Origin of the sequence: Bacillus massilinigeriensis (assembly GCF_900111815.1) — a bacterium.
Classification (GTDB): Bacteria; Bacillota; Bacilli; order Bacillales; family Cytobacillaceae; genus Mesobacillus_C; species Mesobacillus_C mediterraneensis.
The window spans coordinates 2,670,206-2,694,345 of sequence record NZ_LT630004.1; the positions used below are offsets into that span (position 1 = coordinate 2,670,206).

Annotated in this window: 21 protein-coding genes; 3 read left to right on the forward strand and 18 right to left on the reverse strand. The window is 44.7% G+C overall.

Annotated features, from left to right (window positions below):
* Positions 1-55 precede the first annotated feature (55 nt).
* The 8 genes from uvrA to BQ5796_RS14045 form a co-directional block, all read right to left on the reverse strand.
* Entirely contained in the window at positions 56-2,929 is a 2,874-nt protein-coding gene (gene uvrA / locus BQ5796_RS14010) for an excinuclease ABC subunit UvrA (protein ID WP_071460782.1), read from the reverse strand.
* 7 nt (positions 2,930-2,936) lie between these two features.
* A complete protein-coding gene (uvrB, locus tag BQ5796_RS14015; protein WP_071461310.1) occupies positions 2,937-4,916 on the reverse strand; it encodes an excinuclease ABC subunit UvrB in 1,980 nt (659 codons plus the stop codon).
* 219 nt (positions 4,917-5,135) lie between these two features.
* Entirely contained in the window at positions 5,136-5,369 is a 234-nt protein-coding gene (locus tag BQ5796_RS14020) for a CsbA family protein (RefSeq protein ID WP_071460783.1), read from the reverse strand.
* A gap of 147 nt (positions 5,370-5,516) precedes the next feature.
* Positions 5,517-6,113, reverse strand: coding sequence for an ABC transporter ATP-binding protein (locus tag BQ5796_RS14025; RefSeq protein ID WP_071460784.1), 597 nt, complete (start codon positions 6,111-6,113; stop codon positions 5,517-5,519).
* A complete protein-coding gene (locus tag BQ5796_RS14030; RefSeq protein WP_071460785.1) occupies positions 6,103-7,023 on the reverse strand; it encodes an oligopeptide/dipeptide ABC transporter ATP-binding protein in 921 nt (306 codons plus the stop codon). Before BQ5796_RS14030 ends, BQ5796_RS14025 begins: the two co-directional genes overlap by 11 nt.
* Before the next feature lie 11 nt (positions 7,024-7,034).
* Positions 7,035-7,868, reverse strand: a complete 834-nt coding sequence (locus tag BQ5796_RS14035) for an ABC transporter permease (protein ID WP_234969349.1) — start codon at positions 7,866-7,868, stop codon at positions 7,035-7,037.
* On the reverse strand, positions 7,865-8,845 hold the full coding sequence (locus tag BQ5796_RS14040) for an ABC transporter permease (RefSeq protein WP_071460787.1): 981 nt from the start codon (positions 8,843-8,845) through the stop codon (positions 7,865-7,867). Before BQ5796_RS14040 ends, BQ5796_RS14035 begins: the two co-directional genes overlap by 4 nt.
* A gap of 16 nt (positions 8,846-8,861) precedes the next feature.
* Positions 8,862-10,469 carry an ABC transporter substrate-binding protein gene (locus BQ5796_RS14045; RefSeq protein WP_071460788.1) on the reverse strand — a complete coding sequence of 536 codons (1,608 nt, stop codon included), beginning with the start codon at positions 10,467-10,469 and terminating at the stop codon, positions 8,862-8,864.
* A gap of 399 nt (positions 10,470-10,868) precedes the next feature.
* On the opposite strand from BQ5796_RS14045, the gene BQ5796_RS14050 reads away from it, so the two are divergent.
* Positions 10,869-11,384, forward strand: coding sequence for an acyl-CoA thioesterase (locus BQ5796_RS14050; RefSeq protein WP_071460789.1), 516 nt, complete (start codon positions 10,869-10,871; stop codon positions 11,382-11,384).
* 73 nt (positions 11,385-11,457) lie between these two features.
* Here BQ5796_RS14050 and BQ5796_RS14055 read toward each other — a convergent pair whose 3' ends face one another.
* The 8 genes from BQ5796_RS14055 to BQ5796_RS14090 all read right to left on the reverse strand — a co-directional run bounded on the left by BQ5796_RS14055 (position 11,458) and on the right by BQ5796_RS14090 (position 20,864).
* Positions 11,458-11,667: a hypothetical protein gene (locus BQ5796_RS14055; protein ID WP_071460790.1), complete on the reverse strand. Its 210-nt coding sequence runs from the start codon at positions 11,665-11,667 to the stop codon at positions 11,458-11,460.
* A 278-nt stretch (positions 11,668-11,945) separates the two neighbouring features.
* The gene (locus BQ5796_RS14060) at positions 11,946-12,284 is read right to left on the reverse strand and encodes a YmaF family protein (protein WP_071460791.1); all 339 of its coding nucleotides are present in this window, start codon (positions 12,282-12,284) and stop codon (positions 11,946-11,948) included.
* 11 nt (positions 12,285-12,295) lie between these two features.
* Entirely contained in the window at positions 12,296-13,225 is a 930-nt protein-coding gene (locus tag BQ5796_RS14065; protein WP_071460792.1) for a DUF2935 domain-containing protein, read from the reverse strand.
* Positions 13,226-13,410: 185 nt separating this feature from the next.
* A complete protein-coding gene (locus tag BQ5796_RS14070; protein ID WP_071460793.1) occupies positions 13,411-14,739 on the reverse strand; it encodes a YjiH family protein in 1,329 nt (442 codons plus the stop codon).
* 63 nt (positions 14,740-14,802) lie between these two features.
* The gene (gene hutI / locus BQ5796_RS14075) at positions 14,803-16,059 is read right to left on the reverse strand and encodes an imidazolonepropionase (RefSeq protein ID WP_071460794.1); all 1,257 of its coding nucleotides are present in this window, start codon (positions 16,057-16,059) and stop codon (positions 14,803-14,805) included.
* On the reverse strand, positions 16,059-17,735 hold the full coding sequence (gene hutU / locus BQ5796_RS14080) for a urocanate hydratase (RefSeq protein WP_071460795.1): 1,677 nt from the start codon (positions 17,733-17,735) through the stop codon (positions 16,059-16,061). Before hutU ends, hutI begins: the two co-directional genes overlap by 1 nt.
* A 136-nt stretch (positions 17,736-17,871) precedes the next feature.
* A complete protein-coding gene (locus tag BQ5796_RS14085) occupies positions 17,872-19,353 on the reverse strand; it encodes a helix-turn-helix domain-containing protein (RefSeq protein WP_071460796.1) in 1,482 nt (493 codons plus the stop codon).
* Between the two features lie 1,058 nt (positions 19,354-20,411).
* Entirely contained in the window at positions 20,412-20,864 is a 453-nt protein-coding gene (locus tag BQ5796_RS14090) for a GNAT family N-acetyltransferase (protein ID WP_071460797.1), read from the reverse strand.
* Positions 20,865-20,935: 71 nt separating this feature from the next.
* Between BQ5796_RS14090 and BQ5796_RS14095 the strand changes: the two genes are divergently transcribed.
* Entirely contained in the window at positions 20,936-21,253 is a 318-nt protein-coding gene (locus BQ5796_RS14095; protein ID WP_071460798.1) for an SDR family NAD(P)-dependent oxidoreductase, read from the forward strand.
* A gap of 145 nt (positions 21,254-21,398) precedes the next feature.
* Positions 21,399-21,926 carry a DUF1259 domain-containing protein gene (locus tag BQ5796_RS14100; RefSeq protein WP_346190297.1) on the forward strand — a complete coding sequence of 176 codons (528 nt, stop codon included), beginning with the start codon at positions 21,399-21,401 and terminating at the stop codon, positions 21,924-21,926.
* A 660-nt stretch (positions 21,927-22,586) separates the two neighbouring features.
* Here the strand turns inward: BQ5796_RS14100 and BQ5796_RS18605 are convergent.
* Positions 22,587-23,072 (reverse strand): CueP family metal-binding protein, encoded by a 486-nt coding sequence (locus BQ5796_RS18605; RefSeq protein WP_200792920.1) that lies wholly within the window; start codon positions 23,070-23,072, stop codon positions 22,587-22,589.
* 473 nt (positions 23,073-23,545) lie between these two features.
* Positions 23,546-23,728 carry a hypothetical protein gene (locus BQ5796_RS14115; protein ID WP_071460800.1) on the reverse strand — a complete coding sequence of 61 codons (183 nt, stop codon included), beginning with the start codon at positions 23,726-23,728 and terminating at the stop codon, positions 23,546-23,548.
* Positions 23,729-24,140 lie beyond the last annotated feature (412 nt).

Sequence of the window (24,140 nt, forward strand, 5' to 3'; positions counted from 1 at the left end):
GTTTCATTCTTCCTAAGCAAACAAGGCTCCCTTCTTCCGGAAGCCTTGTTTTCCCTTAAATAGTGCTAGTCTCACGTTCTTCTACCAGCTTTTCCATTCTGAGACGATCACGCTCAAGGATAGGCTTCAAGTACTTTCCTGTATAAGAGCCTGGTGTTTCTGCCACTTTTTCTGGTGTTCCTGCAGCAATGATCGTACCACCGCGGTCACCGCCTTCTGGACCAAGGTCGATAATATGATCTGCAGCTTTAATTACATCTAGATTATGCTCGATCACAAGGACGGTATCCCCATTTTCAACAAGACGCTGCAGGACGGTTAGGAGGCGCGAAATATCATCGACGTGCAAACCTGTCGTCGGCTCATCGAGGATATATAACGACCGTCCATTTGAGCGACGATGAAGCTCTGACGCAAGCTTAACACGCTGAGCCTCCCCGCCTGATAGAGTTGTCGCAGGCTGGCCAAGCGTGATATATCCTAAACCGACATCCCAGATTGTTTGCAGCTTCCGCTTGATTTTCGGGATATTTTCAAAGAACTCAAGCGCATTTTCGACAGTCATATCAAGAATGTCAGAAATATTTTTTCCTTTATAAAGTACTTCGAGCGTTTCACGATTATAACGCTTTCCGTGGCATACCTCGCATGGCACATATACGTCAGGGAGGAAATGCATTTCAATCTTGATGATTCCGTCGCCACGGCAAGCTTCACAGCGTCCGCCTTTCACATTGAAGCTAAACCGGCCTTTTTTATAGCCACGCACTTTTGCTTCATTTGTTGAAGCAAACACATCCCTGATATCATCAAAAACGCCCGTATAGGTTGCAGGATTGGAACGCGGAGTCCTTCCGATTGGGGACTGGTCAATATCGATGACCTTTTCGAGCTGTTCCACTCCCTTGATTTCACGGAATTCTCCCGGCTTGCTTTTTGCTTTATGAAGCTTCATCGCAAGAGCCTTGTGGAGAATATCATTGATCAAAGTACTTTTTCCAGATCCAGAAACACCTGTAACAGCGACAAACATTCCGAGCGGCAGCTTCAAATGGACGTTTCGAAGATTGTTCTCCTTCGCTCCTTTGACTTCAATCAAGCGGCCATCAGACTTTCTCCGTTCAACCGGAAGCGGGATGAACTTTTTGCCGGACAAGTACTGCCCTGTAAGCGATGCAGGGTCGTTCATCACTTCATCAGGCGTTCCCGCCGAAACGATTTCTCCTCCATGGACACCCGCTCCAGGGCCGACATCGATCAGATAGTCTGCTGCAAGCATCGTATCTTCATCATGCTCTACGACAATGAGGGTGTTTCCAATGTCACGCATGTTCTTCAACGTGCCGATCAGCCTGTCATTATCCCGCTGATGAAGTCCAATGGATGGTTCATCAAGAATATACAGAACCCCTGTCAGCCTTGAACCGATTTGGGTTGCAAGCCTGATTCGCTGTGCCTCTCCACCCGAAAGGGTTCCAGCAGCACGGTTGAGCGTCAAATAATCCAGCCCTACATTAATTAGGAACCCGAGTCGCTCTTTTATTTCACGGAATATCAAGTTGGCAATCTTCATTTCTTTTTCCGAAAGCTCCAGCGTTGAAAAGAAGTCATACGCCTCTTCAATGGATAGGGCCGTCACTTCTCCGATGTTCCTGCCAGATATGAGGACAGACAAACTCTCTAACTTCAGCCGCTTACCTTTACATGTTGGACAGGCCTGCTCAGCCATATACTTTTCCATTTGCTCCCTGATATAATCAGAGCTTGTTTCCTTGTATCTCCGCTCAATATTCCTAAGAACACCTTCAAATACAATATAATTTTCCCTTACTTGCCCAAAATCGTTCTCGTAGCGGAAGTAAATGCGTTCATTCCCTGATCCGTGCAGGATCTTGTCCAGCTGGCTGGCTGGCAAGTCCCTAACCGGTGTATCCATGCTGATTCCATAATGCTGACAGACCGCAGCCAAAAGTGAAGGGTAATATTGGGATGATGTCGGTTCCCATGGCGCAATCGCATGCTGATTCAATGATAAATCTTTATTCGGAATGACAAGGTCCACATCCACTTCAAGCTTTGCACCGAGACCATCGCATTCCGGACATGCTCCATAAGGACTGTTGAAGGAAAACATCCGCGGTTCAAGCTCTCCGATGGAAAAGCCGCAAATGGGACATGCGTGATTCTCGCTGAACATTAGCTCTTCCTGGCCGATGACATCAATGAGAACTTTTCCTTCCCCAAGCCGAAGCGCGCTTTCTAAGGAATCTGCCAGTCGGGCTGAAATTCCTTCCTTGACAACAATCCTGTCGATGACAACTTCTATGCTGTGCTTCTTATTTTTTTCCAGTTCAATTTCGTCGCCGAGATCCCGCATCTCTCCATCGATACGAACACGGACATAGCCCTGTTTCTTCACATCTTCCAAAACCTTCGCGTGCGTCCCTTTCCTGCCGGAGATCATTGGGGCAAGCACTTGCAGCTTTGTCTTTTCAGGGTATTCCATAATTCGATCCACCATCTGCTCGATCGTTTGAGATGAAATTTCAATATCGTGGTTAGGACAGACAGGGCGTCCGACCCTTGCGAATAGCAGCCTTAAATAATCATAGATTTCCGTTACGGTTCCAACTGTGGAACGTGGATTCCTGCTCGTTGTCTTCTGATCAATCGAAATGGCAGGAGAAAGTCCTTCAATCGCATCCACATCCGGCTTGTCCATCTGTCCAAGAAACTGGCGCGCATAGGCGGACAGCGATTCTACATAGCGCCGCTGCCCCTCTGCGTATATAGTGTCAAATGCCAGAGAGGACTTTCCTGAACCGGAAAGCCCTGTCAAAACGACAAGCTTATCTCTCGGAATGGTGACATCGATATTTTTCAAATTATGGGCTCTGGCGCCTTTTACTATGAGTTTATCCATCGCCATGTATACGTCATCCTTCCGCTTTTAGCTCTAGTATCAAATCACGCAGCTCTGCAGCTCTTTCGAAATTGAGCGCCTTCGCTGCCTCTTTCATTTCTGTTTCCATATTGGCAATTACATTCTCGCGATCCTTCTTCGAAAGCTTCTTCATGCCTTCCGCAGGACTGTAAGATTCCTGCTCTTCCGCAGCATAAGTAGCCTTGATAACATCGCGGATTTCCTTCTGGATCGTCTGCGGTGTAACTCCATGTTTCGCATTGTAGGATTCCTGAATTATCCTCCGCCGTTTTGTTTCAGAAATGGCTAATTCCATAGAGTTGGTCATTCTGTCCGCATACATGATGACGTGGCCAGAGGCGTTCCGGGCAGCGCGGCCGATCGTCTGGATCAATGAGCGTTCAGAGCGGAGGAAACCTTCCTTATCGGCATCGAGGATGGCGACAAGCGATACTTCCGGTATATCGAGACCTTCCCTTAGTAGGTTAATCCCTACAAGCACATCGTATTTCCCAAGTCTAAGCTCACGAATGATTTCGATTCGCTCCAGCGTCTTCACTTCTGAATGAAGATATTGCACTTTAATACCGATTTCCTTCAAGTAATCTGTCAAGTCTTCAGACATTTTTTTCGTTAATGTTGTAATGAGGACCCGCTCATTCTTTTTAATCCTGTCTTGGATTTCGCCAATCAAGTCATCGATTTGGCCCTGAATTGGCCGAACGTCAATGGTTGGGTCAAGGAGCCCGGTAGGCCGAATAATCTGTTCCACCATTTCTGGCGTATGTTCTAATTCATACGGGCCTGGTGTTGCCGATACATAGACAATTTGACTGACATGCTCTTCAAATTCCTTAAATGTGAGCGGACGGTTATCCATGGCAGACGGCAAGCGGAAACCATGATCAACAAGCACCTGTTTCCGTGCCTGGTCACCATTAAACATTCCCCTTATTTGCGGCAGCGTAACATGAGACTCATCTATCACAATTAAAAAATCTTCAGGGAAATAGTCAAGTAGCGTGTAAGGCGTCGATCCGGGCGGCCTTAAGGTAAGATGCCGCGAATAGTTCTCGATTCCTGAGCAAAAGCCCATTTCCCTCATCATTTCCAGATCATATCTTGTCCGTTGCTCAAGACGCTGCGCTTCAAGCAGCTTCTCATCCGCCCGAAGCACTTCCAAGCGTTCCTCAAGCTCCTTTTCAATATTTTCGATGGCGATTTTTAATTTTTCTTCACGAGTGACGAAGTGGGAAGCTGGAAAAATTGCAACATGGTCCCGTTCACCGATGATTTCGCCTGTCAAGGCATCGACTTCCCGAATCCGGTCAATTTCATCGCCGAAAAACTCTACCCTCATGCAATGCTCGTCACGGGATACCGGGAATATTTCTACAACATCTCCCCGCACACGGAAAGTTCCACGCTGGAAGTCAATATCATTCCGTTCATACTGTACATCGACAAGACGGCGAAGAAGCTGGTTTCGCTCTATCTCCATCCCTGTTCTGAGCGACACAACAAGATCACGGTATTCTTCAGGAGAACCGAGACCATAGATGCAGCTGACACTTGCGATGATGATGACATCCTTCCGCTCAAAAAGGGAAGATGTCGCAGAGTGGCGCAGCTTGTCAATTTCATCATTGATGCTAGCATCTTTCTCTATGAAAGTATCCGTCTGAGGCACATAAGCTTCCGGCTGGTAATAATCATAATAGCTGACAAAGTACTCAACAGCATTGTTCGGGAAAAACTCCTTGAACTCGCTGTACAGCTGGCCGGCAAGCGTCTTGTTATGCGCGATGATAAGGGTAGGCTTGTTCACTTCCTTAATCACGTTCGAAATTGTAAATGTCTTTCCTGTCCCTGTCGCACCAAGGAGCGTCTGGTGCCGCTTTTTTTCCTTGATTCCCTGGACAATCTTTCTGATCGCTTCAGGCTGGTCACCCTGCGGGGAATACTTTGAAACCAATTCAAACTGATCCTTCACAGTAAAGCCTCCCATCGGAAAATTCCTTCTATATAAAAGAGCCCCGTGTTACAAGTCCGGGGTCATTCTGTCCGTTTTTCCTGCTACAAACATTCTACCACAAAGGGGCGATTGCTAACCAACAAAAAGCAAACAAACGTTCTAGATAAAATTCGACTTTCTTTGCAGTCTCCATACAAAAAGCCCGCCGCACCTAACTAAAGGCACTGCAGGCAGAAATCACTTTTTATTACGAAACCGTGCTGTCATCCTGTTGGAAAAATAAAAACCTAGCGTCAAGGAAAAAGCATCGATGACGATGAGCCACCACGAATCCGTATATCCTTTGTAAACAGAGGCTGCAATCAGACCGACTGTGAGCACAAGCCCAATGACTTGGTTATAGGCGACTCTTGTGAAGAAAACAACGAGCAGCCCTGGCAAAAAGAGTGCTGAAAAATATTTTAAGACCATTGAAGCTGACACCTCACCCGGACACTGTCCACAAGATTAAATGCTACCCCTTAGAATAGCCTTTTTCCGGAAAGATGACAAGGATGATGCCTGGCGGTTTTTCTATCGCTTGCGTTAAGCTTTTCCATGTCCAAAGCTGCCTGCACATTATCTCGACAACCGCATGACTCTGTCACACAATCTAGCAACAAGCTTTTCCTCATGGCTGACAACAACGATGCCCATCTCTCTCTGTTTCTGAGCATTTAAGACAGCATTCCAAATTTGCGCTTGAGTGATGGCATCAAGCATCGTTGTCATTTCATCTGCAATTAAAAACCTTGTTCCTTTCCCTAGCGCTCTTGCAACACAAAAGCGCTGCAGCTCACCGCCTGATAATTCGCCAGGGAAGTGTGAAAGCCACTCACTCTGGATGCCAAGAGCTTCAAGGATGCTATCCTCCACCTCTGCCTCCTTGAGCACCTTGCGCATTCTCCACCGTGGGTTGAGTGCTTTTTCAGGATGCTGGAACACTAGCTGAACAGGTTGGTATCCTTTTCTTGTAATCGGTTTTCCGCCAAGCAGCACCCTACCCTCAGCAGGTTTTACATACCCAGCCAGAATTCGGCACAATGTCGTTTTTCCCGAGCCGCTTGGGCCAAGAAGGCCTACCACTTCACCTGGAGAAAGTGTAAAATCGACCTCTCGAAACAGCCATGGATAGCATCCGTATCGATAGGATAATTTCTTCGCCTCAAGTTGCATGGATGCACCTCACTCTCCCATTCCGTAATTCCCTCATTTCCGGAAAGGCTGCGCTGCATGCTGCCGCTGCTTTTTTACAGCGCGCCGCAAAAAGGCAGCCGGAAGGCAATTTATCCGGCTGAGGCTGCGACCCTGGAATCGGCTCAAAACCATTTTCGGGAAGCGCTCGCCATAACGCTTTGCTGAACGGATGCCGCAGATCTTCTCCATCGCCCCGGAAATTCTCGATAGAGGCAATTTCTACCGTCGTCCCCGCGTAAAATACAGCGATCTTATCAGCAATCTTTAAGGCTGCTCCAATATCGTGTGTAATGAGCAGAACACCACAGCCGTTATCCGCAAACTCCCGCAAATGTTGCAGAGCCTCTGCAACATACTGTTCATCCAGTCCTGGTGTCGGCTCATCCGCAATTATCACTTTTGCCCCGCTCACCATCGCTGAAGCAAGAAGCACCCGTCTCGCCATCCCTCCGGAAAGCTGGAACGGATATAGTTTTTCCACTTTTTCTTCAAGGTGATAACGCTTGAACACTTCTTTCTGAAGGTCGGATGCATTCCCGGCGGTTACAGAAGTCCGGACGTGAGAACCTGCTCGCATCAGCGGATCCAGCGAATTGACGGATTGCGGAATGATTGCAATTTCTCTGCCGCGCAATGCTTTTTGCCTTGCGAGAGTCAAAGTTTCACCGCGAAATAACATGATGCCGTCAATGGTTGCATTAGGAGGCAAAATGCCGAGAATAGCTTGGGCGAGCAAGCTTTTTCCCGACCCGCTTGCACCGACCACTGCCACAATTTCTCCCTCGTCCACCGCAATACTTAAACTTGAAATCACCTTGCTTTTGACAGAGCGAAACATTTTATATTGATTGAATGAAACAGATAAATTTTCCACTTCAAGAATGGCCATAAATTATCCCCTTACCTAGCATCATGTGCGCTTGATGGACGGATAAATTGCCGCAGATTCCCGCCGATCGCAGCGAACGCCCGAACAGCAAAGAGGAGGCATAGCCCTGGGAAAAAGGCAAGCCACCACAAGCCAGACGAAAGATATTTCATCGACTCTGAAAGGATGATGCCAATCGCCGGCTGATGCGGCGACAATCCTAATCCTAAGAACGTAACGGAAGCTTCATGAAGGATTGCATGCGGAAACATAAGCAAAAAACCAACAGCCAGCTGCGGAAGGATATGCGGGAAAATATGATTCATTGCAATCCACCAGCCAGGCTTGCCCAATCTCCTCGATACTTGAACATAATCCGCCGAACGTATCGCCATGATTTCCGCGCGAATGATACGAGCTAAGCTTGGCCAATGCGTTAAGGCAGTGCCTGCTATTATGCCCTTTGCTCCGCCTCCCAATGAAAAAGAAATCAGAAGAAGCATGACGAGATGGGGCACGCTGAGAAAAAGGTCGGTACTCCAGGAAACAACAGCATCCGCAACTTTTCCCATTGTCGCAGCAACCATCCCAAGAACAGCCGCAATCATCGTGCTGCAGAACGCCCCCAAAAGGCCAACCCCCATGCTTAGCGTAAGTCCCATCATCGTCCTTGTAAACATATCCCTGCCAAGCCAGTCCGTACCGAAGAGATGCTCGAGGGTAGGCGGAGCATTACGAATTTCCAGGTGTGTCACAATATTTCCCTTATCCAGGGTTAGTCCTAAAATGACGACACCACCAAGAAAGAGTATAGAAAAAATAGTCATCCCCAATGCCCGCAGCCTTTTATTTTTCAAAACGTTCATGTTCGCCATTCCTCCCTCATACGCGGATCAACTAAGTGATGGAGGATATCACCGATAAGATTACCAATAAAAACGAACACCGTGCTAAAAAGCACAAGTCCCAACAATAGTGGAACATCCCCTTTTAGGCCGGCCTCAACGGTCGCCTGTCCAAGCCCCGGATACGAAAAAACTTGTTCGGCAAGCACCGCTCCGCCGAACAGTTCGCTAAAGGAAGCGAACTGCAGCATCAGGGCTGGAGCCAGGATGTTACGCAGCCCATGCTTCCAAAACAACTCAAAACCGCTTTCGCCCCTGGCTCTTGCGAAGGTGATATATTCACTCTTAAGGACATCGATCAGCTTCTGGCGAGTGTGCAGGGCAATATTACCGACTCCAACAATACTGAGCGTCAACGCGGGAAGCGCCAAATGCTGAAGCTGTTCGCCAAGCGTAATTTCCTCTGCTAGTTTTCCTGCTGGAACGCCGAGCCCAACAGGAAACCAGCCGAGCCAGACCGAGAAAACCATTAGAACCAATAGGCCCATCCAAAATGTCGGGGTAGACGCAAGTGTATAGCAGTACCACTTGATCACATGGTCTGTGAACGCACCTTTGTTCATCGCTGCAAGAGAGCCTAGTACAAATCCGATCATACCCGATAAAAACCACGCCGTTAGCATCAGAATAATCGAATTTTGGAATCGTTCCGCGATGAAAATTGCAACTGGTTCGCGGTATATCATCGATGTACCCATATCACCGGAAAGCAAGGAACCTGCCCAACGGGTATACTGTAGCATAACTGGTTCATCCAATCCCCAATACTTCGCAATCTGCTCTCGCTGCTCATGGCTGACGTTGGCCATATCGGCCCCGATGTATGCCTGCACCGGGTCAAGGGGCGAATTCTTCACAAGCAAAAAAGATAGGAAACTAATGGCTAAAAGAAGCGTTGCCATCCTGATCGTTTTTTTCATCAGATAGATTACCAGCATTTTGCTTCTTCCCAACTTACTCAGCCCATTTCCACTCTTCAATATTGTAAGTCAGCGGCCAGCCATGAGTATGCGGCTGAATTCTTTGTTTCCCAATGTCCAATCCTTCTTTTACAAGATAAAGATGATCAATGTTCACAAGCCAGGCCCATGGTGCATCGCCTCTGCCGCTCAAACCTGTCTTTCCATCCCATTGGGCTTTTTTCCAATATTCCATCGACTGATTGACATCTGTCGAAAGAAGTGCCTTTTCAAGATAAGCATCCACCGTTTCATTTATGTAATAGCCCGTATTGTTGTAATCAATCCCTGCATATTTGCTGCTGTATAGATTGTACATTTCATGAGGATCATGGCTGCCCCAGCCTAGCAAAACAGCGTTCGAGTACATTTTCTTTTCAATCTTATTCCAGCTTGCTCCCTCGATCTCCATTGCAATGCCGAGCGGCTTGATGCTGTCACTGACTGCAATGGCAAGAGATTGCCTGATGCCATCATCAGCAGGATAGTAAAGGGAAAACTGTGCTTTTTGCGAGCCTTTTTCGAGAATGCCATCGCCGTCGCGGTCTTTCCAGCCTGCATTCTTTAACATAGCTTTTGCCCCGGAAGCATCTCCGTCTTTAGTAACAGTCTCCGGATTCCACCATGGCAGGTTATCTGCCGAAGTATATGCCTTTGTTCCGTGTCCTTCAAGGACGCCGTCAATGAGGGCTTGCCGGTTAACGCCTCTATTGATTGCATGGCGGATAGCTGGATCTGCTGTAACATCATTTCCCGCAGGCAGGCCGGAAGGCGTTTTGCTTCCTGCCGGGATGCATGGAAACATAATACCGCGGTTATCGACTGATTTTACTACTTTAAGCTTCATGTCTGGCACTGACTGTTTGCTGAAGGAAGCGGGAATAGCAGCGACATCGATTTCCCCAGCCTTCGCTGCAGCAAAGGTTGCATCCTCGCTTAAAAATAAAAATGTCAGCTTTTTAAAAAAAGGCTTCTTCCCATAATACTCAGGATTCGCTTTCACAATGAGCTGCTGCCCGTTATCATACTGAACAAGCTCATACGGTCCCGATCCGATTGGCTTCTTGCTGTAGTCTTTTCCATATGCGTGCTTCGGTACGATACCTGTGACGATCAAGGAATGGATAAAAGTAGATTGAGGTTTCTTGAGAGTGAACACCACTTTCCTATTGTCCTTTGTTTCGATTTCATCGAGGATTTGAAGGTCGACCACTGAACCTTTTTTCTTAGCCGTTTCAAATGTAAATTGGACATCCTCTGCTGTGAGAGGCTTCCCATCGGAAAAAAGGACATCATCACGAATGATGACAGTCCAAATCTTCCCGTCATCGCTCACACTGTAATCTGTTGCGATGTCATTAATGATATTTAAATTATTATCTCTTTTTAGCAATGTACTTTGGAACAGCGGTGAGCCATAACGGCCCCAGCCTGTGGCCGGGTCAAAGCCCGCATCCGGTTCCCCTTCAATCGAAAGAACCAGTTCATCCTTCTTGCGCTCCGCCTTACTGGCTGATCCAGGTTTATCACTGCCGCAGCCCGAAAGCGCCATGGTAAAAAACATTAAAATAGCAGCAAGGCTGGCAAAATATTTTGATCTCATACGAAGACTCCTCTACACTGTTCCACAGGTGGTGCTGTAAACTTTCCGTAATCCAAACATTTCAGGCAGATAAGCTTGTTGCTTCACTTCTATCGCACTCCCGCGAAAAAATTTACCAATATTAATTGATTGCCATCCTTTCCATTTTAGGCCTAGGGAATTTAACCAACAAGAGAAATGCCAGTTGAAATTCCAACAAAACAGTGAACAGTGTAAACTTCATGTTTTTTGCTGCAGTTGGTCCGCATCGTGCGGAGTGCATGAATAAGATGGGAGCCGTTATCGCTTCATTTAATGCTATTGAACAAACATTTTTTCAGTCTTAATCACTTGAATGGCGACATGAGAAAAAAATAACTATAATAGAAAGAAGCAAATAAATAGAAAAGAGGAAACAAAATGGAAAGAGAAACCAAAATGTGTTCAGCATCAAAAGTAATCAAAACAAGCAGGGTTTTACCCCTTGATACAAATAACCACGGTACGCTATTCGGGGGAAAGCTCATGAGCATGATCGATGATGTTGCGTCGATTTCGGCATCCCGCCATGCAAGATGCGAGGTTGTTACAGCATCGACCGATTCTGTCGATTTTCTAATTCCGATACAAAAGGATCATTCAGTTTGCCTGGAATCTTTTGTTTCATGGGTCGGTACTTCGTCGATGGAAGTATTCGTTAAAGTTATCTCAGAGGATCTCACGACGGGGGAAAGAGCCCTTGCAGCAACTTCATTCTTAACGTTCGTCGCTCTTTCGAAAGAAGGAAATCCTATCTCCATTCCCAAGGTAGTTCCTCATACACAGGAGGAAATAATGCTTCACGAAAGCGCGGCAGAGAGAGCAGAAAACAGGAAGAAGAGAAGACAGCACAGCAAAGAGCTCGCAAAGAAAATAGATGTAAGCCTTCCATGGTAAGGGAAAATCATTCTCCAATTAAAAAAGCGTCAATTTCTATTAATAGAAATTGGCGGCTTTTTTTGCTTTTCCTTTAACGTGATGCTTTGGGTGGTTGGCACGCTTCACATTTACGCTGGTGATTATTTTTAAATTTTGTAAAGGTTTTTTCAAATTTGCTCCCACAAGCACATTGGAATTGGAGCTTTTGCGAAAAGCCATGATACTCCGTTGACAGCAGCTTGCTTTCAGAATTCTTCTCAACAAAGTCTTTAATCTTCTCGATTGTCCATCGTTTATTCAAACTCTTGCACCCCCATTTTTATCACTAGGCGGAGGCTCTTAATAGCATCCGTTCCATTGAATCGCAAGTGCTTCATTATAACATGAGCTCGGACAAGTGAACAAATTGTCCTGCCAAATAAGCATGTATGCAATGATAAATGATTTTCTAAATGCAAAATGACGCATCCAATGGGCATACGTCATTTTGCGTTCAAATGATTAGAATAATAGCGAATTCTTAGGTGGTTCAACAAACTAACCTATTTTAATAAAGTACTGCCTAAAATTGGTTCTTCCTTATTTGTCGCCAGGGGCAGGCTGATCGACACCTTTCACATGGTGCCTGTGTCCATCATTTTCGCTTGTATAAAAGTCATAGTAATGAACATGCATTCCATTCCCTACTGGTATCGCAGGTCCTGAATATGCCTTATAATGGTGGTTATGGCCATTTTCAAAGACAACATACCCTTCCGTATAATGGATATGCCCTTGGTCTTGTGTCCGTATAGGCGGCGAGGTGACATCAAGGCATTGGTGGACATGCCCACCTTCGACTGATGTGTAATCTACAGACCCATGATTATGATGCGGAACGAAGCCTTTTACAAAATCGTCCTTGCTTATTTTAGCCATAGAGGTCCCCCCTAAAGTGACTTCAAATTGCTCCCCTCAGTGCCCATTTCTTCCACTTTCTTTTTGTTTAATCTATCCTCTAGAACATGAATCATATACAAGAAATGGTCTGCCTCTCGAACGACATGATCTGCCAGCAACGGATTGATTACATTCCGAATTTGACAAGAACGTATGAGATCAAGGCCTGCCTTTTTGAACGCGCGCAGTTCCGTTGTGGCACTTTCACTGTCTTTATTCATTTTTCCAATAATCGGGTACGTTGGTTGTTTATGATATAACATTGATTCCACATCTCTTGCCTGATTGAGAAGTACTTCAAAATCATCACCGAATTTTCGCGCTGTATTGACAAGATTCCTTTCCGATTGATCTAGCAAGGATGCGATAAACCTTGAATGCTCCATCATGATCTTCAGCCAGAAAACATTTTCATTGATGATTGCATCTTGAATAGGATCAAGGATTCCTTGATTGAACTTTGTTAACGTCCTCATAAAATATTCCGCTTCACGTGCAATATGATCTACCAGCAACGGGAAATTGAATCCTGTCACTTTGCAATTGATGATCAGAATCAGGAGGTTCCTTTTGAAATTCCTGAACCCGTGAACCAATTCGATACTTTCCTCATTTAATTTCCTTACTAAGGATACATTGTTTGGAACCTGATAAGCCTTTATCTCCTGCTGTTCAAAATAATAATGAAATCTGTCTGTCTGTTGGATAAGATGTTTATCATTTCGATTGAATCCCTCCCCTAAAAACATTGCATGTTCTTTCATGATTCTGAGCCAAAATCGATTTTCAGTCAGGGACCGCTCTACAAAAACTTGTTCAGTAAGAGACTCAGGCTTTGCTGCAAACGACTCCGGTGAAACTAACATTGCATTGAATTGATCCTCACTAACATGGCCAGGCAATTGCGGTTGATTTTTCATTTATTCCCCTCCCGGGCTGCTGCTTCTTTACATTCATATTGATTAAAAGAAAAAAATATGTGTGCGGACTTTCATTTATATTCCAACATATCAGGCAACAGGAAATTGACATCCCCAGGGAGCGGAATGAAAAAAAGGAGAGAAAACCCTATTGGTTTCCTTCTCCCTTCGTTTGTGCAAATTTATCATATAATTAAAAAGACAATAGGAGTAACGATGACCAGTGTGAGAATCACACGTTCTATCCAAATGATAATAAGTGTAGGGATGGATAATGGAATTTCCGTTGATACGATGCATGGAACAAGTGCGGAGAAAAAAATGATGCCAGATACTGACACAACTGCAATAACAATTTTTACTTCCAGTACAGCCTCTGTCACCATAAGCGCAGGAAGAAACATTTCAGCAATGCTAAGCGCGCTGGCTTTCGCAACAAGCATAGGCTCAGGGAGCTGCAGCGCTTTAGTAAATGGATAGAAGATATAGCCAATCCAATCGAATACCGGAGTATATTCCGCGAGGACAAGTCCCAGCAACCCAATGGATAAAATCGATGGCAAGATCGCCATCGCCATGTGAAGACCATCTTTTAAATTGAGCCAAATATTATCCTTTAGCTTCGGGCTCGACTTCACCGTTTCTTTTGCTTCATTCCAAGCTGCTGCGAAGAGGTTCCCCTTAATGCCTACTTCCGGCTGTGGAGTGGAGCCTTCATAATATTCTTCTTTTATTTTAGACAACGGCCAAATCCTTACTGTGATCGCAGTGACAAGAAATGTTACAAAGAAAGTGAGCCAGAAATAAGTATTCCACATTTCCATTAAGCCGAGAGTTTTAGCGACGATGACCATAAAGGTCGCGGAAACAGTAGAGAACCCAGTCGCAATTATACTTGCTTCCTTTGCATTATATTTTCCCTCTTTGTAAATTCGGTTCGTAATCAAGAGGCCCACTGAATAACTCCCAACAAAAGATGCGACTGCATCAATGGCGGAGCGGCCCGGAGTTTTCCAAATGGGGCGCATGATCGGACGAGTCAACACTCCTATAAACTCCAACAAGCCATATCCAACAAGGAGCGAAAGAAAAACCGCACCCACGGGAACAAGCAGCCCTACAGGTGTCACGAGTTTGTCGAATAGAAAAGGTCCCATATCCGGACGGAACAGCCATGCGGGGCCAAAGTTAAAAACTATCATCACTCCGACTGCCAAACCTATTAATTTGAATATTGAGAAAATTATATCAACACTTGATTTCTTCCATGATCCTGAAAGAAAAGGATACAGTGCACCAGCGGCAATTATCATCAGAGCATAATAGGGAATTGCCGGGCCAGCAGCATTTTGGATAAGCGAGACAAGATGATCAAGCGGAATGGATTTCTTTTCTCCAATCGTGATCGGTACAAAAAAGATAAAGCCGCCAAAGAAACTGTAAAGGAAGAACTTCCACATGGAAGGCTGTTTTCTTACTTCAATGCCGCTTTCAAACACTTGCTTTGTTTCCATTAACATCATCCTTTCTGCATTTTTTCAAAAAGTGGAGAGGGGCGGCTATGCAGCCGCCCTCCTTTATCGTACCTTAACGCCTTTTTTCCATACTGAATTAACATGGTTGACTCCAAATAAGTATTGAAGCTCTCGATAATCCTTCACGTTCCAAAGAACGATATCTGCCTGCTTTCCTTCCTCAAGGGAGCCGACAAGGTGTTCCCGATTGATTGCACAGGCTGCGTTGTAGGTTGCCGCCGTTAATGCTTCGGCAGGTGTCAGCCTCATCGCGATGCACGCGAGATTCATGACAAGCGGCATCGATGTTGTCGGGGAGGAACCTGGATTGCAGTCTGTTGAAATCGCAACAGGTACTCCCGCATCAATCATTTGCCTTCCTCTCGCTGCAGATTCCCTCAGATAGAGCGCGGTTGCAGGCAGGAGGCATGCAATCGTTCCCGAATCTGCCATCGCCTTAATTCCTTCATCGGATGCTTTTAGCAAGTGCTCGGCAGAAATTGCTCCTACCTGTGCTGCGAGCTCTGCTCCTCCGTATGATTCTATTTCATCTGCGTGGATTTTCGGCGTCAGACCAAGCTTTTTTCCTGCTTCCAGTATGCGCTTTGACTGTTCAGGGGTAAAAACACCCTTCTCACAAAATACATCATTGAATTCGGCAAGCTCTTCCTGTACCACAAGCGGAAGCATTTCCTCGATAAGATAATCAACAAATGCGTCTTCCCGGCCTTTGTACTCTAGCGGGACAGCATGGGCGCCCATGAAAGTAGGAACAAGATCGACAGGATGTGCTTCCTGCAGTTTTTTCATGACCCGAAGCTGCTTCAATTCCGTCTCCAAGTCCATCCCGTAGCCGCTTTTTCCTTCAACGGTTGTAACACCATGCTTCAAGAACGAGTCAAGGCGAGCAGAAGTTTGTTCCATTAGTTCTTCTTCTGTTGCTTCTCTTGTCATTCTGGCAGTGGCATGGATACCGCCGCCTGCATTCATGATTTCCATATAGGTAGCGCCTTCAAGCCTCATTTCAAATTCACGTGCTCTGCTGCCGCCATATACAACATGCGTATGCGGGTCAACAAGTCCCGGGGTGACAAGGCGGCCGGAAGCATCAATCACTTCCGCCTCCTCTAGCCTGTCAGCAAATTTCTTCGCAATATCCGCAGTTGTCCCGACTGCTGCAATTTTTCCATCCTCGATCCAAAGGCTGCCATCTTCAATTAATCCTAATTGCGATGCAGCTTCTTTGGAACGTGGTCCTTTTCCCTCATAAGCCATTGTTGCAAGCTGTGCCGCATGTCTAATTAGAATAGGTTTATTCATTAGCAGCTCGCCCCTTTATCGAGCATTGGGATGCGGATGCCTTTCTCTCTCGCTGTCTTTTTCGCAAGCTCGTAGCCTGCATCAGCATGGCGTACAACACCCATGCCAGGATCTGTTGTCAGCACACGCTCAATTCGAGCCTCTGCTTCTTTCGTTCCGTCCGCGACAATAACGACACCGGAGTGCTGGGAATAACCCATTCCAACGCCGCCTCCATGGTGAAGGGAAACCCATGTTGCTCCGCCGACAGCATTCACAAGCGCATTGAGGATCGGCCAGTCAGAAACAGCGTCAGATCCATCCATCATCGCTTCTGTTTCGCGGTTTGGTGATGCAACGGAACCGGAATCAAGATGATCGCGGCCGATGACGATTGGCGCTTTCAGCTCCCCGCTTGCCACCATATCATTTAAGATTTTTCCGAAGCGGGCACGCTCCCCGTATCCTAGCCAGCAAATTCGGCTTGGCAAGCCTTGGAACTGAATTTTTTCCCGAGCCATACGGATCCAGTTGCAAAGGTGCTCATTATCGCTGAATTCGCGCAGTATCGCTTCATCTGTTTTATAAATATCCTCAGGATCCCCTGACAGCGCTGCCCAGCGAAACGGGCCTTTGCCTTCGCAAAACTGCGGGCGGATATACGCAGGGACAAATCCCGGGAAGCTGAATGCGTCTTCCACTCCCTCATCTTTCGCTACCTGGCGGATATTGTTGCCGTAATCAAATGTAACAGCACCCTTTTCCATCATTTCAAGCATGGCTTTTACATGCGTTGCCATTGCAGCTTTGGATTTTTTCACATAGTCTTCAGGGCTGGACTGTCTGAGCGCTGCTGCTTCCTCGAGTGAGAAACCAATCGGAATATAGCCGTTCAACGGATCATGGGCAGAAGTTTGGTCTGTTAATACATCCGGGATAAAGCCTTTTGCGATCATTTCAGGTAGAATTTCAGCTGCGTTTCCGAGCAAACCGATTGACAGAGCCTTTCCTTCCCTCTTCGCTTCTTGTGCCATCTCAATCGCTTTTTCAAGAGAGTCTGTTTTGACATCTGTATATCTCGTTTCAATTCTTCGGTCAATTCTTGTTTCATCCACTTCGATTCCGATGCAGACACCGCCATTCATCGTAACGGCGAGCGGCTGAGCCCCACCCATACCGCCAAGGCCTGCTGTTACGGTAATCGTTCCTCTCAATGTGCCGCCATAATGCTGCTTGGCCAGCTCCGCAAACGTTTCATATGTGCCTTGGACGATTCCTTGCGATCCGATATAAATCCAGCTTCCCGCTGTCATCTGTCCGTACATCATCAAGCCTTTTTGGTCGAGCTCATGGAATTTCTCCCAATTTGCAAACGCAGGCACAAGGTTCGAATTTGCAATAAGAACGCGCGGTGCATCAGTATGAGTCTTGAAAATCACTACTGGCTTCCCAGACTGCACGAGCAGCGTCTCGTTGTCTTCCAAGTTTTTGATGCTTTCCACAATTGCATCAAAACACTCCCAATTCCGTGCCGCTTTTCCAATTCCGCCGTATACAACCAAGTCTTCCGGACGCTCGGCAACATCAGGATCAAGATTGTTCATCAGCATGCGAAGGACCGCTTCCTGCTGCCAACCTTTTGTATGTAGTTCCGTACCTCTATAGCGAATGACTTTCTGTTCAGCTGTAGTTTTCATATCGTGGCCTCCTAAGAATGTTCTATTTGTTTTTATTCTACATCTTCATGAAAGCGCTTCTTATTATAAAAAGTTCTTTATTTTAATATTATTCAGATAACTTATTGGTGAATGATTGTTATTTTTATAATCTGTTTCATTTTTTATAAAAATTGTACATTTTATTGCTTTGTCTGTAAGAAAAAGGTGTTTGATGGACAAGTTTTTTAAATTTAGCGTTGAAATAAGACTGATGCGTATAGCCAGTCAAGCGTGAAATCTCCTCTAAAGGCAAATCGGTTTCCGCCAAAAGCCTCTTCGCTTCCCGAATCCGAACCTCGTGCAGCATCTCCCGGAAAGATGTGTCCGATTCCGCGGTGAACCGTCTGCTGAGCGTGCTTTTATTCATCCCAAGTGCCTCTGCGCAATCCGCGAGCGTCCATTGCGGATTGCTGTAATGAGTACGAATGAGTTCCTGAACTTTTTCCGTTATGCTTGTCGATTGATGCTGCTCCGCATGGAAAAATAAACGCGAAAGGAATGGCAGCAAGCTGTTCAAAATTTGATAAATGACAGGCTTCTGGATAATCTCCTTGAATACATGATAATAATCTGATTCGAGGGAGGCCTCCTCTAATTGATGCGATTTCATATACCTTCTCACTTGGGCGAGAACACTTGTCAAACGGATTCGGATGATTTCCGGATCCGGATATGGCGGGCTGCACATCAAAAACTCGCGCTCGATCCAGTCACGGATTGCCTTCTCATCCCGATTCGCAAGCATTCCTATCCACTCTTGCTGTTCCGCAGGCGTTAGCAGCGGATCCGTTTCCACCGTTTCCTCCTGATCACAACCGACAAGAAAAGTATCATAGCCGGAGAAAAAAATTTGCTTCGTCATTTTCTTTACCTGCTGATAGCTGTCTTTTATCGAAGCGTGAGGATTTGCCCGATAAGTGACAATAGCCAATGGGTCATCGCTCCGCTCTTTCCATAGCGACATAAAAGAGCGGTATTCCTCCTGGAAATCAATCGAATCATCGCTCTCCTGCACGCAGAGGATGAAGTTGGTCAGCACGAATACTTTCGTTTTTAATGTAAATGAAAAACGATGTAAAGCCTCGTATATTAAAGAAAGCGTCTCCGGATTTGGCGTTAGAAAAGCCGTCATCGTTACAGGCTTCTTTGCTTTATTTTCATTGATGAACAGCTCGGTATAATCTATCTCAAGAGCGTTTGCTTCGATAGAGAAACCTTTGCTATCCTGCTGGCGATTGCGAAGCTGATAGCGAATTTGCTGAATGGATTTCACGAGTTCAACGGAAGAAAATGGCCTAAATAACACATCCTCCGCCTTATACCGAAGTGCCCGGTATGCAGTCTGGAATATCCTTTCCGATGACAGTCCAAGCCATGGGATGCGCGTACGCTTGAGCAAATCGAGCACACTGTCTCCTTCGCTGTTCCAGCCGTCCATATTCAAGATTGCAAGCGCCGGCTGGTGCGCAGTAAGCCCCTGCTCAAACTCCTCCATTCTCCTGCAAGGGAGAATAGTGATTCCAGTCAAATGAGATTCCAGCACCCAACGGACTCCCTGTTCTTCCAGTTCATCCTTTGCCAGTAAAAGAATATCCATCTCCTGCTCCTTTATAGTTTTTTCTTTATTTTAACAGATTATTTATTAGCAGACAGATAGGATGGGTGGATTGCTTCGCTTTACATATTCACCCTTATATAGCAGGCGACGCCTGGCTACTTGTTAGATTTCCAAATCGAACCTTAAATAGTTCCTACCGCCTAGCTACTGTAGATAAATTGCTGATTACCGTTGATAAATCGTGGTTTACCGTAGATAAATTGCCGTTTACCGTAGATAAATTGCCGTTTACCGTAGATATCCTATTTTGGGGAGGGTGCAACCTGAGTGTGTAACCGGTTCCCGAAACCAGACTGCTCAAAAAATCGCCTTCTATCATCGAAAATACTTCTGTTTCACCGTAAAAACCAATTAAAATGACAATTTTTAATGGGGTTGCGGGTGATTAAGGTTATGCGGTACGGCGCGATTCCCAAATCGAACCTTAAATGGTTCCTACCGCCTAGCTACTGTAGATAAATTGCTCATTACCGTTGATAAATCGTGGTTTACCGTAGATATCCTATTTTGGGGAGGGTGCAACTTGAGTGTGTAATCGGTTCCCGAAACCAGACTGCTCAAAAAATCGCCTTCTATCATCGAAAATACTTCTGTTTCACCGTAAAAACCAATTAAAATGACAATTTTTAAGGGGTTTGCGGGTGATTAAGGTTATGCGGTACGGCGCGATTTCCAAATAGAACCTTAAATGGTTCCTACCGCCTAGCTACTGTAGATAAAGTGCTGATTACCGTTGATAAATCGTGGTTTACCGTAGATAAATCGGCATTTACCGTAGATAAATTGCCGTTTACCGTTGATAACCTGTTTTAGGAGGGGCAATCTGAGTGTGTAATCGGTCCCACACCACCTTATTCTCCCTCCATTCTAACTTTTAAGCTCTATTGCTCTGTTTTTCACTCCTAATCTTATAAAATAGTAATTTTCTCTCGTTTTTCAGGTATACCATCAAATGTTATGCCCTTTCTTCTTTAACGAAACGCATCCGTTGGCTTATTTAACTAACGTAAACAGTTGAACTCTAAGTTCATTTGATTTTACAAACCTTGAGAAAGACGAATCATATCCCTGCACTTTATGCCATTTTCAAAGATTTCTTCTTGGTAATTTTTAACGAAAAAGTCTTTAGCAATTCCTGTTATCCGGAATCCACATTTTTGATAAAGCGCAAGTTGTCCTATGCTTGAGTTTCCAGTGCCAACCTCAATCCTTTTATATCCTCTATCTTTCGCTGTTTGGATGGCATGAAACACCAATATTTTACCTATGCCTTTACCGTGATGCTTTTCTGCTACTGCAATGTTCACAAGCTCCACTGTTTCATGTTCTTTTGGAACTAATACATAGACTCCAATCACTTGAAGATTACTTTCTGCAATGTAGCATTCTCCCTCTTCTAAATATCCCTCAACCATCTTTCGCGAAGGGTCAGCTAATAATAACAACTCCCACGGCGGTGTTTCCTTTTTAGTTAGCAATCTAATATTCATACTGGTTCTCCCTTATTAAATCTCCCCAAGTGCCGCCATTACTTTTTCCAGCCGGACGATATACAAATACTTTGCACCAGGTAATTGGCAAACTCGATTTCCTTTTCAACAACGCTCACGTTTCCAGACAAGTTCCAATCACCCAGACCTATATCGATGATTTCTACTTATCCTTTTATACAGGATTTTATCCTACCGTATATTTAATGCAAACATCTAATTCTCAATCGAAGCAAAACAAAGGGCTTTTCATCCATTTTGCTTCAGGCACAGGTATAATTGGCCAAGTCAACCCGGCTTCCTATGCATCAGCAAAAGAAGCAATCCGCGGCCTTACAAGCACAGTTTTCAGACAGACCATCATGGTAGTTGGCGGTTTCATTAAGTGACATAAGCAAACTTTTTATAACCGGCCTGGTATGGTCGGTTTTTTATTTTTTTTCAAAAACAGGTGATTGTCCTAGGTCAAATAACCAAGCATGTTAGGTGCCTGACAATAGTATATAGAGAAGTTCATTATAAGGAGAGATGGAATTGGAAAAAAGAGAATTCTGGGAAAATATGCTGTGGGGATCGAATCAAAGAAGAGCCATGCATGAGGTAGAATCAGAAAGCATGCATGAGTCTTCCGATTATCTTCCATTGCGTTCAAGTCATGATGGTCATTCTAATAGGGGAAGAGTTAACGCAGCACTGTGCCAGGAGCTTGCCGACATCATTGGAGGAATGGTTATAGCCACAAAACCAGCCTGTGTCGTACAGCGTCTCCGAAATATTGATGCTACGATTAAGGGACGCACAACTCAATCACCATTAGCCCTCCCATTTGCTCTTTCTGTTGAAAACAACAGGCTTAACCTTGGAGAAACAGTCATCCTGCAAGCTGAAATCAATCCATTTTTATCAGCCTTAAGAAGAAGAGGCCTTGCAGTGACTGCCGTCCATAACCACTGGCTATTTGATAAGCCTCGCCTGATGTATATGCACTGGGAAAACGTTGGAGATCCAGTAGAATTTGCACGGAAGAGTATTGAAGCAGCACGAGAAGCAGATCTCTTCTAAATTTGACTGCCCTTTGTGAAGGAGTATCACAAAGGGCAGTTAGTTTTTAAAGCATGGGTTAGCGGTTGATGCGAGTTAAAGTGTTTTTCACTCAACTCGATTAAAAGAATTAATATTGAACAACAATGGACCGTTCACGCAGATATCTTCATTCCTAGTGCACTTAACCAAGGTAAAATTCCCTATATAAATTGCATACATAAGTTTTCTGAATTCACTATTTCACAATAAATCCAATCAAAATGACAGTTTTTCAGGGTTTGGAGTCGGTTGCATTATCGATCACATAGCCTAAACAGATGTGGCATGAAGATTGCGTTTACAGATTAAAGATAGATTGGAAAATGCAAGGAGACTACTGTAGATATTTTAGTGTTTACCGTAGATAAATTGCCATTTACCGTAGATAAATCGATGATTACCGTAGATACCCTGTTTGGAGGCATATATTTCTCCACTGTGGAACCGGTTACAGAGACGAGATTCTCCACTTATTACTAACTTTTTAGCTAAGAAGTTTCTTATTTATCTTCAAAATCATCGTTTTCTATTAAAACTAGTAATTTTCTTGCTTACATCCGCATTTTCCTACTTAAATTTGCCCCACCACCTCCCTGCTAAAGGAAAAAAGCCCCCCAGTGGCGAGCCACTGGGAAGCTACTATTTCAACTGCATTGTTGTAATGCATGTATTATCACCTTTAAACGTTGAAAGCTCTCCTTCGAACGCTTTTCCGTCCTGCTGGATGTTCACGGTAAATTCCTCGTCGCGAGGCAGCCACACATCAATGAAGCCATTTTCCTCTGATTCAAGCTTCTTATCTACAACAACGTCGCCATCTTTGTCTTTAATCAACACGTCAAATTCTTTATCCACCAGTTCTCCTTGACAACCTGTCAAGCTATGATTCGTTCATGGATGGGTTTCGTGGACGTATGGAGCGATGGAAACAAAAAATTCATCCTTTGGAAGGCTGTATACCTTTCTATCTTTGCCGTCTTCCACAATCAATTGCTCTGAAGTGATAGAGGCGGAATCGGCTGTTTTCTTGCCGACACTGTAATCATGCACAAGCTGTTTGACATCTTTTGGGCTGTTTTCCTGTGATGCCTGGTCAGAATCAGCACCACCGCACGCTGCGAGCATAAAGGAAGCAGCTGCAGCAATTCCAAGAGCTTTCCATTTCAATTGGCGTGCACCACCTTGTCCATTTTTCTTGTAAAATACCTGCGAAAAAATTATACCATCCCAACCCCTGAAATGGAGGCGAATTCGACAATTTCAGAAAAAATGGCAGGGAATTAACCAATGTCAGCGTATTTATTAAACCCCAAAATGTGTTATTGGCTATTACTTTTAATGTTTGGTCATATATTACCTCTTCCTCAATTAAACCATATGCAAATGCTTCTCTTATCTGGTATGTATATATTTTAGGACCTTTATTGGTTACACTTAAACTTTGAAAGTGCGTTTATTACCTTTTTGATACATATTATTTTTATGACTTATTTTTTGTTTTGTTTCGTTGGCATATGAATGAGAAAAAGTGATGCTGACGAATGTTGGGTCATAACAAACGAGAAGAAATATTGCTTGATTGTATACCTTCCCCACTACTACAATTTTTGGTAGAGCGAGACTAATAAAACTATAGTAGTGAAACTACCTGCTGCAAGCAGTGCTATCATTTTACCTGTATTTTTTTCTTTATCTTTTGACTCACGTATAGATTCTCGGGAAACCATGACCCATATACCCATTGACACGAACGTTAAAATAAAAAGCATGGTTGGATTCACCTAATCCACCTCCAAATATTGTAAATACTTACATTATAACATCAAATTGATCAATCTGCCGTAAGCTTACTTGGAATTGGTAAATATATAGAAAGTTAATCACCAGCAATTCCCTTGGCTAACAATAACAAAAATACAACGACCAAGACTCCTCCATTTAATAAAACTCCTAGTGATTCCTTCCGTAATAATAGTCCAATCCCATCAGTAGCACGTCCCTAATAGTATTGAACAACATCTTCTCTTACGACTCCTGTTCTGTCATCCGAATCAGCACTATAAAAAGTTGCAAATACGGGAAAAATTTACTTTGTTTATTCAGTGTAAATGATAATAGAGATAGGGGGAGGTGACTAACCTCCGTCCCTCTCACACCACCGTACGTACGGTTCCGTATACGGCGGTTCCAGTT

What these genes read in the sequence shown, in the direction of transcription:
- BQ5796_RS14045 (WP_071460788.1), bottom strand. Translation starts at nt 10,469, where the DNA reads ATGAGATCAAAATATTTTGCCAGCCTTGCTGCTATTTTAATGTTTTTT.
- BQ5796_RS14070 (WP_071460793.1), bottom strand. Translation starts at nt 14,739, where the DNA reads ATGGAAACAAAGCAAGTGTTTGAAAGCGGCATTGAAGTAAGAAAACAG.
- uvrA (WP_071460782.1), bottom strand. Translation starts at nt 2,929, where the DNA reads ATGGCGATGGATAAACTCATAGTAAAAGGCGCCAGAGCCCATAATTTG.
- BQ5796_RS14050 (WP_071460789.1), top strand. Translation starts at nt 10,869, where the DNA reads ATGGAAAGAGAAACCAAAATGTGTTCAGCATCAAAAGTAATCAAAACA.
- BQ5796_RS14085 (WP_071460796.1), bottom strand. Translation starts at nt 19,353, where the DNA reads ATGGATATTCTTTTACTGGCAAAGGATGAACTGGAAGAACAGGGAGTC.
- BQ5796_RS14035 (WP_234969349.1), bottom strand. Translation starts at nt 7,868, where the DNA reads ATGAACGTTTTGAAAAATAAAAGGCTGCGGGCATTGGGGATGACTATT.
- hutU (WP_071460795.1), bottom strand. Translation starts at nt 17,735, where the DNA reads ATGAAAACTACAGCTGAACAGAAAGTCATTCGCTATAGAGGTACGGAA.
- BQ5796_RS14025 (WP_071460784.1), bottom strand. Translation starts at nt 6,113, where the DNA reads ATGCAACTTGAGGCGAAGAAATTATCCTATCGATACGGATGCTATCCA.
- BQ5796_RS14040 (WP_071460787.1), bottom strand. Translation starts at nt 8,845, where the DNA reads ATGCTGGTAATCTATCTGATGAAAAAAACGATCAGGATGGCAACGCTT.
- BQ5796_RS14020 (WP_071460783.1), bottom strand. Translation starts at nt 5,369, where the DNA reads ATGGTCTTAAAATATTTTTCAGCACTCTTTTTGCCAGGGCTGCTCGTT.
- BQ5796_RS14060 (WP_071460791.1), bottom strand. Translation starts at nt 12,284, where the DNA reads ATGGCTAAAATAAGCAAGGACGATTTTGTAAAAGGCTTCGTTCCGCAT.
- BQ5796_RS14065 (WP_071460792.1), bottom strand. Translation starts at nt 13,225, where the DNA reads ATGAAAAATCAACCGCAATTGCCTGGCCATGTTAGTGAGGATCAATTC.
- hutI (WP_071460794.1), bottom strand. Translation starts at nt 16,059, where the DNA reads ATGAATAAACCTATTCTAATTAGACATGCGGCACAGCTTGCAACAATG.
- BQ5796_RS14090 (WP_071460797.1), bottom strand. Translation starts at nt 20,864, where the DNA reads ATGAATATTAGATTGCTAACTAAAAAGGAAACACCGCCGTGGGAGTTG.
- BQ5796_RS14030 (WP_071460785.1), bottom strand. Translation starts at nt 7,023, where the DNA reads ATGGCCATTCTTGAAGTGGAAAATTTATCTGTTTCATTCAATCAATAT.